The sequence below is a fragment of the Nostoc sp. NMS7 genome (assembly GCF_017115085.1).
Lineage (GTDB): Bacteria > Cyanobacteriota > Cyanobacteriia > Cyanobacteriales > Nostocaceae > Nostoc.
In genome coordinates, this window is record NZ_JABXKJ010000194.1 from 1 (window position 1) to 11,584 (window position 11,584).

Here is an 11,584-nt window from a genome sequence, read left to right on the forward strand (position 1 = left end):
TTGCCCTGAGCTTTGTCGTTCGCGTAGCGTCTCGTAGAGAAGGGTCGAAGTGTGGACTTTGTTTGTGTAGTAGCGAATTCTATTCGCCCAATCTTTTCAAACAACCCCTAAGAAGAAAATTAGGGTTTCGGCTATTGTTTGCGTAAGTCCTGTTTATGCTGACTTTTTGTCTGTTAAAGCTGTTTTTGCTGCCCTTATGCCTTGTGGTAAATACTCTCAGTCATTGGCTTGTCATAGTTTCAGGCTGAAACTTGTAGTATACTATATACTTAAGAGAGTAGCTATATGTAAATGCACGCTGAGTAAATTTTCGTAGACCCCCTTCAAAAGGACATACCCGTTGGCTAGAGTACATTTGGGTAACTAGGAGTTTAGAATCTCAATTGGCTTATGGCTTCGTTTATGAGGCGTTATAGATATCTAACTAATCAGGGAGGGCGTTGCTCTGACAAAGTTGTAGCAATTGCCGTGGCGTTTAGTGTTTCTCTGGACTATTTGCGGTGATCAAGATGGTCTTAAATTACACTTACCTTAAGTAAGAAAGTTAAAAATTATACATTTTATTACCATGATGATCGCTGAAGTTTTCATAAACTTCATGGAAAATTAATTGTATACAAGTACTACAATAGCGATCGTACTCACCAGAGACGCGCGTGAATACACTTTCAATAAACACGTAAAGCAAAACTGGACTAACAACGAATCGCTCAATCTACAATAGGCAGCATTATGGTTATGATTACCGCTACTACTCCCAAAATTCTGATCGTCGATGATGACTTCGGCGTGCGAAATCTCGTCAATCGTTTTTTAAGTCGGAAATATCAAATAGAGTCAGCAGCAGATGGTAAGAGCGCCTTATCGTTGTTTGAGCAATTCAACCCAGCTTTAGTGATTCTGGATTGGAATTTGCCGGATGTCAATGGTTATAACCTCTGCCAAGAAATGCAGAGTCGTACTAATGTTTTAGTGCTGATTCTGACTAGTAGGACTGACGAGGCTGATAAAATTAAAATCTTAAGCGCAGGTGCTGATGATTTTATGACTAAACCATTTAGTCTTGCAGAAGTTGAAGTTAGAGTAGAAGCTCTGTTAAGACGCATACGCTACATCAATCCCTCCCCATCACAACGTATCATTTTCAAGCAGCTAGCAATTAACCCAGAGGGTCGGGAGGTAACACTTAATGATAAGCCTCTGACTTTAACAGCGCTGGAATTTAATATCTTACATTTTTTGGCAAGTCATCCTAATCAGGCTTGGAGTCGCCCACAGCTAATCCAAAAAATCTGGGGTTGCGACTACGTAGGAGATGGCCGGGTGGTTGATGTGCATATTGGTCAGTTGCGTAAGAAGATGGAAGTCGATACCAGCATACCGGAGTTTATTAAAACTGTGCGGGGCTATGGTTACAAGTTTGAAGTGCCAGACGAGATTACTAATTCGTAATTCGTAATTCGTAATTCGTAATTAATGAGTAGTTGCATCATTGTTTATTAATGGAGAGAAAAAATCTTATTTAAGCATGGGGTAATAATTATGAATTCTCATCACATCTGATTTACCTAAATACTTTTACTGAGGCTTGACTGTCTAACTTGCGTTAATTTGGGAAGTTGATACAAACTGATTTGGTAATTTTGTGTCTGCTCAAGCCTCAGACAGTAACTTTATTGCTTTTAATATATCGTCTCAAGATAAGTTCCAACAAAATCTAAATGTACAGAGCTTATCCGAAGTTTCGCGTATAGGTAAAATCTGGGATAAACACAGAGCTAATACTGATAAAGTCTTGCATTATTACGCCAAAGCAGACGAAAATTCTTTTCAGCAATATGCTTGGCGGATGAGAATGTGTTCCGAGTTGCTGAAGTTTCAATTAGTGCCAGACGAATCGGAAGGTATTCTCAAGTTAAAGTTATTAGATGCGCGATTCTGTAGAGTTCGTCATTGTCCGGTTTGTCAGTGGCGACGCTCGCTCATGTGGAAAGCAAGAGCTTACAAAATTCTCCCACAGGTTGTCACTGATTACCCTAAGCACCGTTGGCTATTTGTTACCTTGACTGTAAAAAATTGCCAGATTGAGGAACTCAGGGAAAATTTGGATTCGATGAATAAAGCTTTTAAGCGATTCACTGAATTGAAGGTATGGACTGGGAAAGGTTGGGTGAAATCCATAGAAGTAACTAAAGGTAGAGATGGAGTTTCAGCACACCCGCATTTACATATTTTGGTAATGGTGCCGCCTTCGTATTTCAGTCATGCCAAATGGATAGCGTTGTGGCAGCAGTGCTTACGCATTAATTACCAGCCAATTATTCATACTAGCGCGATCGCTAAACATCATAACCCGTCACTACTTATCCCAGAAATCCTCAAGTATCAGGTAAAAGAGTCAGATTTGGTGGGTGATAGAGAATGGTTTTTAGAGTTAACCCGTCAACTGCATAAAAGTAGAGCGATCGCTGTTGGGGGTATACTCAGGCAGTATATGCGCGAATTAGAGGAGAAAAACCAAGATCTCATTGATGAAAGTGAAGAGACAGACGAGGTGGATGGAGAAAGTTTGTATTTCCGATGGGAGCGCAAGTTACAAAGATTTAATATAGAGTGATAACTAAGATAAGTCAAGATACTCACTATCAAGCAGGTGCGGTGGTTTCAGCCCCTTAAAGAATGTAGAAGCAGAGTTCAAAAGATAGTGAGTATAAGCTGCATGGCGATGGTGTGGATAAAAAGATGCAAGACGATGATATTCAGAAATAGGAGCAATAAACCAAATCACTTTCCCACTAACATAAGGAGTGACACGGCGAATCTCAACAGATTGATACCAACGAAGAAAATTAGGCTTAGTTGTGAAAGAGTGAGGAACAAAGATACGTCCAACAGGAACACCGGGAATTTCACAAAGATTAATCAAGAATTCTGGCATATTAAAACCTCATGAGTTGTCAAAAAAAAGAAACCTCTATGAGCTAAAGAGTGACTCAATAGGAAATATGGTTACAATTAGTCAGTTCACTCCCCCTTCAGCGCGAAGCGTTTAAGAAAAAATATTTAAAGGCATGTGGACACCACGACTATTGGAGTACAACTCTTTATTTATCTTTTTCTTCATTCACACTTTCCAGGCGTTAGCCTGTTAGCCTATTCTTTATTTCTTCAGCGCGAAGCGTTCAGAAAAAAATATTTAAAGTCTATTCCACTCCACGACTATTGGAGTAAAACTCTTTATTTATTTCCTTCATATACTTTTAGAGGTCAACCTATTCTTCCTCTAAGCAAGAAATCAAAAAAAATAAATACCAGTCGCCCGAAAATAGATGACTAGTATTTATAAATTGCCTTTACTTGAAGCTAGTAAATACCTTCGATGATAAAGTTATAAAATCTCAAAATAGATTGGTAAATAACAATGACTAATGACTAATGGCTAATGACTAAAAACTCCATCCCCTTGTGGGTGGAGTTTTTTATTTTGATTTCTTTCTTACCAATTTTGTGGGCTTGATAAACACTTTTGTCGTCTAAGCTAATGCTTGCAAAGCCTTAAAGTTTCCGCCACCGTCCTGAACCATAAGTTTTACGCAAACGTTCGAGTTCACGAATGGAGTTACCAACAGCAATTATTTCAATATTGGTGATGTCTCCGATAATTTCAAAATTCAAGTAAGCATTACTCCTAGTAAATATTGCAACAAATAACTTTTAACTACACCCCATCGCCAACCTTTGACTAACCAACTCAGCCGCTAAATGTATCGCTGCTTTCATACTCATAGCATCAGCAATTCCCTTACCCGCAATATCAAACGCTGTTCCGTGGTCTGGTGAAGTCCGAACGAAAGGAAGACCAATAGAAGTATTAACTGCCCGATCAAAGGCCATCAGCTTCACAGGAATTAAGCCTTGGTCGTGGTAAAGTGCTAGATAAGCATCAGCCGGATTTTGGACTAAAGAATTTCCATACCAAGCTTGACCAGGTTTAACCCACATCGTATCTGGCGGTATCGGCCCATCTAGTTGCAATTGTGGTCTATTTTGCCGCTCTTGCTCCAACCAGGGAATTAACCAATCCTGTTCTTCACGTCCCAATTGTCCCTGTTCGCCACTGTGGGGATTTAACCCGGCGATCGCAATTCTCCCTCTATCTATACCAAAATCCCTCTGCAAACACTCCACCAACAAATCGAGTTTCTCTGTCAACAATCGCGGTGTCAACGTATCGGCTACTTGACGTAGGGGAATATGTGTGGTAACCAGTAAGGTGCGGAGTGTCCAACCAGTATGGGGCGATCGCGCTACGAATAACATCCCAAAACGCTCAACACCTGATTTCTGTGCCAAAAGTTCCGTCTGCCCTGGATAATTATATCCTGCGGCTTTCCAAGCAGATTTAGCGATCGGCCCGGTGACAATACCATCAAATTTACCAGCGAGTGTTTGAGCGATCGCACATTCCATATACGCAAAACTAGCCGCACCACTCGCCGCATTACCTATTCCTGGGATAATTTCACCTTTAATTTCTCCATTCAACTGCACATCAATGACTGACAACTCGTCTGGATTTACCAAAGGTGGTAAATTCTCAGTTAAATTCAGTTTGTAATAAGTCTGTGCCAGCAAATCCCTGTTACCCACCACTGTAACGTCATATTTTTGACCAATTTTCGGATCTGCTAAAGCTTTCAAAATCACCTCTGGTCCAATCCCCGCCGGATCTCCCAGCGTCAGCGCCAAACGCGGACGATTCTCTTGGCTAAAATTTACTAAACTACCTTGATTATTTTGATACATAAAATCTCTTCATAATTCTTATCATCCAATTTTCCCAATTTACCCATCTCATCTTCTCTCAACAGTAGGGATTGCCCCCAAACCAGTAGGGATTACCTACTAAAGTAGTTTAAAATTATTTACACAGGTCTAATCGTACAGCAACTATTGAAAAGCTTCTGGTAGACCTAGTTTACACACCACTTTGCATAAGGAGAATCACACCAATGGGCGGCGAACTTTTGAATGCAGCTCTATTGTCTTTCGGTTTAATCTTCGTGGGCTGGGGCTTAGGCGCATTGTTACTGAAAATTCAGGGCACAGAAGAATAATTGAGTTAGGAGTTAGGAGTTAAGAGTTAAGAGTTAAGAGTTTTTATTCTCCCCACTCCCCATTACCCCTTATCCCCAGAGGGGGCCCCACCTTCTCCACTCCCTTTTTCATCGAAATGGGAAAAAAGCTTGTCCGTTAACCGGACAGCCATTTTCTCATAAATCTCTCCAGATAAATTGATTTTCTGAGAAAAGATGTAAACTTTTGTTTGCATAGGTTATTCTGATAACATTCTTTTCATAAAACATTAAAATTTATTACGACCCTCATGACATTATTAATCGTCGGTGCAACTGGCACCTTAGGAAGACAAGTGGCTCGTCGTGCAATCGATGAGGGATATAAGGTACGCTGTCTTGTGCGGAGCAGTAAAAAAGCAGCTTTTCTCAAAGAATGGGGTGCGGAACTCGTACCAGGAAATTTGCGTTACCCCGAAAGCCTAGCCCAAGCATTAGAAGGTGTAACCCAAGTTATTGATGCGTCAACATCTCGCCCTACAGATTCACTGAGTATCAAACAAGTGGACTGGGACGGCAAAGTAGCATTGATTCAAGCTGCAAAAGCAGCAGGTGTAGAGCGTTTTATCTTCTTTTCGATTTTAGATGCTGATAAATACCCAAAAGTACCGCTAATGGAAATTAAGCGGTGTACAGAACTCTTCCTGGCTGAGTCGGGCTTGAATTACACCATCTTGCGGCTAGCTGGTTTTATGCAAGGGTTAATCGGTCAGTACGGGATTCCCATTTTGGAAGCACAGCCAGTTTGGGTAACAGGCAATTCTTCTCCTATCGCTTATATGGACACTCAGGACATTGCGAAGTTTGCGATCCGAGCATTGAGTGTACCAGAAACCGAAAACCAAGCTTTTCCTGTAGTCGGTACTCGTGCATGGAGTGCAGAAGAAATTATCAGCCTGTGCGAACGCTTATCTGGAAAAGACGCCAGAGTAACACGGATGCCAATAAACTTACTACGGGCTGTGCGGGGCTTAATGCGGTTCTTTCAGTGGGGATGGAACGTAGCCGACAGGTTAGCGTTTACAGAAGTCTTGGCTAGTGGTAAACAGTTAAATGCTTCAATGGATGAAGTATATACAGTCTTTGGTTTAGATCAGCAACAAACCACAACCTTAGAAAGCTATCTACAAGAGTACTTCAGCCGAATAATGAAAAAGCTCAAAGAGTTAGACTACCAGAAAAACAAAACCAAAAAGCAGAAACCTAAAAAAACTCCTTTTAAACAGTCTTCAAAAGCCAATAGTCAATAGTCATTACAAAACAGACATGAGTCGTTAAACTCTAGACTCTGGACATTTGACTCTAGATTAATGACTACATGACCAAAAATGTGTAAGGATTACATAATAAAGAGCATCGCCTAAATTTGGATATTTGAGTGTGCCGAAAGCAGGCATTATCTACAACGACGTTAAACCGATAGCGGGTCGCGTCGCTATCGAGTTGAAAGACAAGCTAACCGCAGCCGGTTGGAATGTATGTATCACATCGAGTATCGGTGGAATACTGGGCTACTCTACCCCTGAGAGTCCTGTGTGCCACACTCCGATTGACGGTCTGACACCTCCTGGTTTTGATTCAGATATGAAGTTTGCAGTGGTATTAGGGGGAGACGGCACTGTTTTAGCAGCGTCTCGTCAAGTAGCCCCCTGTGGTATTCCACTGCTAACAGTGAATACCGGCCACATGGGATTTTTGACAGAAACTTTCCTGAATCAATTGCCCCAAGCACTAGAACAGGCGATGGCGGGTGAGTATGAAATTGAAGAACGAGCTATGCTCACCGTCAAAGTGTTTCGGGGAGATTCAGTGCTGTGGGAAGCCCTCTGCTTGAATGAAATGGTTCTGCATCGGGAACCTTTGACGTCTATGTGCCATTTTGAAATTGCCATAGGGCGTCATGCGCCAGTAGATATTGCGGCGGATGGTGTGATTGTTTCTACGCCTACTGGTTCTACAGCTTACTCATTGAGTGCTGGTGGCCCAGTGGTGACTCCTGGCGTACCTGTTTTACAGCTAGTACCCATTTGTCCCCATTCCCTAGCTTCTAGAGCATTGGTATTTCCAGATACGGAATCGGTTAATATCTACCCAGTAAATATTCCTCGGCTGGTGATGGTGGTAGATGGTAATGGCGGGTGCTATATCCTACCAGAAGACCGAGTGTACATGGAGCGATCGCAATATAGTGTCCGATTTATTCGCCTACAACCGCCTGAGTTTTTCCGAATTTTGCGAGAAAAATTAGGTTGGGGTTTGCCACATATAGCTAAACCAACTTCGGTAGAATTGCCTTAGTTCTTGGGCATTGGGCATTTGTCATTTGTCATTGGTCATTGGTCATTGGGCATTGGGCATTGGTTATTCTCCTTGTCCCCCTTGTCCCCCTTGTCTCCCTTGTCTCCCTCATCTTCCCCACTCCCCACTCCCATTCGACTACGCTCACGGCAAGCCCACTCCCCAATTTACTGATTTCCTTCCAGAATTACTGGTGTAGGGATGGTATTTGGAGTTAGTTATTAAGATTGCATCGGAGAAATCGATGGCTGACACCTGAACGTGCTAAAAGATCCTTAGCAGCGTGTCAAATCAGGATTGCTTCATCACTAAAAACTCGTAATTGCACTTTTAACTGATGTAAAGATTTTCACTGGAATATCTTTACAATCCCAAATCTAATATCCCAAATTCTTATGACAGTTGCTCAAAGTCCATGTGTTTTGGTGATTGAAACCGATGAGAGCCTAGCAAATCAGCTTTCTGGCGATTTGCAAGAAGCCGGCTATGAATCAATTTTGGCTCACGATGCGACCAGTGGTTTGCAACACTGTCGCGATCGCCAACCTGCTTTAATTGTTTTAGACCGGATGCTAGCAGGAGAATCAGGACTCTCATTGTGCAAAAATCTCAGAAGCACTGGTTTGCGATCGCCTGTATTGATTTTAATGGCAAGGGATACAGTCGATGATCGGGTAGCTTGTCTAGAAGCTGGAGCAGATGATTACATCCTTAAGCCTTACCGTTCGGAAGACTTTTTGAAGTTGATTCGTCTCTACCTAAAACCCGATGTGGATACCACCGAGCAGTTACGCTTTGGGGATCTGATTTTAGATATAGCAACTCGCCGTGCCATACACAACGGACGCCCAATTGACTTGACAATGAAGGAATTTGAACTATTAAAATTCTTAATGGAACATCCCCGTGAGGTGTTAACCCGCGAACAAATTCTGGAAAATGTTTGGGGTTACGACTTTCTAGGTGAGTCGAATGTAATTGAAGTCTACATCCGTTACTTGCGGTTAAAAATTGAAGATGAAGGTCAAAAGCGCCTCATTCAGACAGTGCGCGGCGTCGGCTACGTTTTAAGAGAATCTTAGAGACATTTCATCAAACGTCTCTACAAGCTGGTCTATTCAAATACAAATCGCCGTAAATTCTGTAAAATTGAAATCTAAATTACAAAATCAAAAAACTATATGACTCGTCGGTTAAGTTTGCTCTCGATGTTGCTGAGTATTTTGCTGATGGGCTGTTCCATACCAACAACGGCTAAACCTCCCACTCCCACCTCTGCTTCTCAAACTCCAGCACCTAAAGGTCAAACACTACCAATTACTGCTAAAGCCATTGTTCCTAATGGCACAACGATTCAATTAGAGGTAGCGCAGACTCCAGAACAGCAAGAGATGGGGTTGATGTATCGACCAGCTTTGCCAGATAACCGAGGGATGCTGTTTGGCTTTCCTTCAGCACAACCAGTCAGTTTCTGGATGAAGAATACACCCATGCCCTTGGATATGGTATTTCTACATAAAGGTGTAGTTAAATATATTCAGGCTGCTGCACCTCCTTGTGCAAATGACCCTTGTCCTACCTATGGCCCCAATACACCAATCGATAAGGTGATTGAACTTCGCTCTGGAAGAGCTGCCGAATTGAAGTTGAAAGTGGGCGATATTGTCAAAATTCAGTTGTGATTCGGTACTTTACAGGGATAAAGATTTTGGTAGTTACTGTGTTGAAAACCTACACACACAGTGGCAATATATGTTGTTTTTGTAAAAAATGTCACTTTATGTGGTAGAACAGTCACTTGTAACGCTACTATTTAAAAACTGTGGTAATAATCTAAAATTCTACTGTCTCCAAGCTGAAATCGCGGTCTTCAGGTTTGGTTATAAAAATATTCCCTTCGGCGTTAGTGTAAATAGTCGCCAATAAGAGAGTATAGGCTATGGAATCTTTGTTACTAGATATGTAATTAAATAAAGCACAAAAGTAAACAAGATGGAGCTAATTTAACTAAGTAAAAATACTGCTCGATTCTCAAGCAGATGATTTGCACGAAAATTTCTATTTCTCAGACCTTTTATGAGAAGTCTCTGTTGAAGGCAGATCAAAAAAACTGTACTAGGGTGTATAGCCGATAACGGCACAGTGATAGATAAAATACTGGCTACTGGCTACCAAGCAATCGTGAACTCATATATGACAATACATTCTGCACAAGGAGGTGAGATACAAATGTCACCATCAAAATATTCCCGACTGATTCATTTTTTGGAAGAAGATTTGGCAATTTCCACAGCATCACTGGCGGTGGCACTTCGACATCGAGAGCAAGATCCAGGCCCTTTGGCAATGATTCTCTGGCAGTATGGGTTGGTTACTTTAGAGCAGTTAGAACAAATTTATGATTGGCTGGAGACGGCATAAGTAAGGAATTCAAAATTCAAAATTCAAAATGAAAGGCGGTCTTTTTACTAATTTGCCGTTAGATAGAGCCAAAAACTTTTCCAAACCCATATAAATATCAATAGACAAGCCTTGAAGTATGATATTGGGGACACAAAGATCACACTGCAAAATCAATTGAGTGTACCATCCCGATGCTTTGGAGATTACCCTGACTTGTTTGATCACAAACCCATCTGGGATTGGGCGGTGCAAATTAATTGGCACTGCTCCCATCTTAGACAGTTTTATTTTGGAATTTTGAATTGTTAATGTTGTGTTTGTAAGAACTTCTCGTTTGCCTGTTTGACCTTGGAAATCCAACCCTGATGAGAATTCAAAATTTCTGAGTAGGGTGTGGTTGTTTCTGAGAGGAGTTGAAACAATGAAGGTGAGAAGTATTTGGGGAATAGTTGATGCAAAAATTGAGCAGTTCGTAGTCTAATAAATAGCTCGAAAAAGAGTAGTTTGCCAGATAACGGAAAGGCATAGTCACTTAGCTCGACTAGGGCGTGAGTATCTGGCTTTCGACGTAGGGTAAATTGCGCGATCGCCTCGGCAATGTTATCAGAATACTCATCTAATAACTGATCAAAAAAAGCTACATCTTCAAAGGAAGCATTGCAGCCTTGACCTAATGAAGGAGAAGTCGCATGAGCCGCATCGCCAATCAGTAAAACGCTCTCTCCATGATGATAGCGATTACAACGAATCTTCAAAATGGTTGAGATTGGACGATTCAGAAATGCTTCAGCTTCCGATTCTGATAAAAGTTGAGCAATTTCTGGAAAGTAATCGGCAAAGAATTGCGATACTTCCTCTTTTGTAGAAAGATTAGCGATGGTGTTGTTCTTGTGAGGAAAGCTAACAACTCCACCGATCGAGCCATTTATGTCATGCACCAGTGTTGCTAAAATTCCGTTGTTCGCTCTCCAAGTATGGATGTAGCCTGGTTTGAGGGATGTTACACCCTCACCAGCCACAAAGATGGACTTGTAAGCAGAGGGAATGTATTTTTGTTCCAACTCAAAATCCTTTGTTGAGAGAAACTGCTCTCTAACTTGCGATCGCGCTCCATCTGCACCAATTAATAAGTCATAATCAACGGTAACTTCTACTGTAGAATTGGCTGCTGTGTTTTCAAAAGTGACTGTTTTTGTCTCAAAATCAACTTCCTTGCATTGATGGTCAAAGTGAATATTGAGGCGATCGCTATTATATTGCTCAGTCAAAGTTTTTAACAGCGTGATCACCAATTGCGTACGATTCAGAGTCAAAAGGGGTTTTCGTCTTCCAAGAAGTTGCGTTTTGCCATTTTTTTGATGATTAAGTGAGCCAGTACTTTCTAAGCTCACTGCTTTCACGGCTGCAAGGATTCCATCAAGTTTGCTTAACGCCTTCATTCCCCGCTCATTCAGGACGAGTGGAAAGGTTCTAGATTGAGAAAATGCAACTGTTCGTGGGTCACTGCGACGCTCATAGAGTTCAACATAATAGTGATCATCTCGACGTAGTAGATAATGAGCAAGAAGAACTCCAGAAGGCCCTGCACCTACGATTACAACTCGCTTAACCATTTGTCAACACCTAGTCCTAGTAAAGTCAAGAAAATATCAGGCTTTGATGTGATGAAAAGTAATTGCTTTGAGAAAATAAATGGGAGCATCTCAGTGAAAGCAAATATACCAGATGAGAAACAAGATTCTTGCTCC

12 protein-coding genes are annotated in these 11,584 nt (G+C 41.5%); 8 read left to right on the forward strand and 4 right to left on the reverse strand.

All coding sequences use genetic code 11. From position 1 onward, the window contains the following. Window positions 1-732: 732 nt before the first annotated feature. Together HWQ38_RS21860 and HWQ38_RS21865 are read left to right on the forward strand one after the other, a co-directional pair. Window positions 733-1,452 (forward strand): response regulator transcription factor, encoded by a 720-nt coding sequence (locus HWQ38_RS21860; protein ID WP_292797699.1) that lies wholly within the window; start codon window positions 733-735, stop codon window positions 1,450-1,452. Window positions 1,453-1,645: 193 nt separating this feature from the next. Further along, on the forward strand, window positions 1,646-2,617 hold the full coding sequence (locus tag HWQ38_RS21865; protein ID WP_292797702.1) for a protein rep: 972 nt from the start codon (window positions 1,646-1,648) through the stop codon (window positions 2,615-2,617). Window positions 2,618-2,620: 3 nt separating this feature from the next. Here HWQ38_RS21865 and HWQ38_RS21870 read toward each other — a convergent pair whose 3' ends face one another. Then, a complete protein-coding gene (locus HWQ38_RS21870; protein ID WP_292797705.1) occupies window positions 2,621-2,938 on the reverse strand; it encodes a hypothetical protein in 318 nt (105 codons plus the stop codon). Window positions 2,939-3,714: 776 nt separating this feature from the next. Next, complete coding sequence (gene pdxA / locus HWQ38_RS21875; protein WP_292797707.1) at window positions 3,715-4,806, reverse strand: 4-hydroxythreonine-4-phosphate dehydrogenase PdxA; 1,092 nt, start codon at window positions 4,804-4,806, stop codon at window positions 3,715-3,717. Between the two features lie 206 nt (window positions 4,807-5,012). Between pdxA and HWQ38_RS21880 the strand changes: the two genes are divergently transcribed. Then, a complete protein-coding gene (locus HWQ38_RS21880) occupies window positions 5,013-5,117 on the forward strand; it encodes a PetM family cytochrome b6-f complex subunit 7 (protein ID WP_118167852.1) in 105 nt (34 codons plus the stop codon). 62 nt (window positions 5,118-5,179) lie between these two features. On the opposite strand, the gene HWQ38_RS21885 is transcribed toward HWQ38_RS21880, so the two are convergent. Next, on the reverse strand, window positions 5,180-5,332 hold the full coding sequence (locus tag HWQ38_RS21885) for a hypothetical protein (RefSeq protein WP_292797717.1): 153 nt from the start codon (window positions 5,330-5,332) through the stop codon (window positions 5,180-5,182). A 54-nt stretch (window positions 5,333-5,386) separates the two neighbouring features. On the opposite strand from HWQ38_RS21885, the gene HWQ38_RS21890 reads away from it, so the two are divergent. The 5 genes from HWQ38_RS21890 (at window position 5,387) to HWQ38_RS21910 (ending at window position 9,854) form a co-directional block, all read left to right on the forward strand. Next, on the forward strand, window positions 5,387-6,385 hold the full coding sequence (locus tag HWQ38_RS21890; protein ID WP_292797719.1) for an SDR family oxidoreductase: 999 nt from the start codon (window positions 5,387-5,389) through the stop codon (window positions 6,383-6,385). Window positions 6,386-6,515: 130 nt separating this feature from the next. Further along, entirely contained in the window at window positions 6,516-7,433 is a 918-nt protein-coding gene (locus HWQ38_RS21895) for an NAD(+) kinase (protein WP_292797722.1), read from the forward strand. Between the two features lie 395 nt (window positions 7,434-7,828). Next, window positions 7,829-8,515 (forward strand): response regulator transcription factor NblR, encoded by a 687-nt coding sequence (gene nblR, locus HWQ38_RS21900; RefSeq protein ID WP_292797724.1) that lies wholly within the window; start codon window positions 7,829-7,831, stop codon window positions 8,513-8,515. A gap of 99 nt (window positions 8,516-8,614) precedes the next feature. After that, window positions 8,615-9,115, forward strand: coding sequence for a DUF192 domain-containing protein (locus tag HWQ38_RS21905; RefSeq protein ID WP_292797727.1), 501 nt, complete (start codon window positions 8,615-8,617; stop codon window positions 9,113-9,115). Between the two features lie 511 nt (window positions 9,116-9,626). Next, a complete protein-coding gene (locus tag HWQ38_RS21910) occupies window positions 9,627-9,854 on the forward strand; it encodes a DUF2949 domain-containing protein (RefSeq protein WP_292797729.1) in 228 nt (75 codons plus the stop codon). 287 nt (window positions 9,855-10,141) lie between these two features. On the opposite strand, the gene HWQ38_RS21915 is transcribed toward HWQ38_RS21910, so the two are convergent. Then, entirely contained in the window at window positions 10,142-11,449 is a 1,308-nt protein-coding gene (locus tag HWQ38_RS21915) for an NAD(P)/FAD-dependent oxidoreductase (RefSeq protein WP_292797731.1), read from the reverse strand. Window positions 11,450-11,584 lie beyond the last annotated feature (135 nt).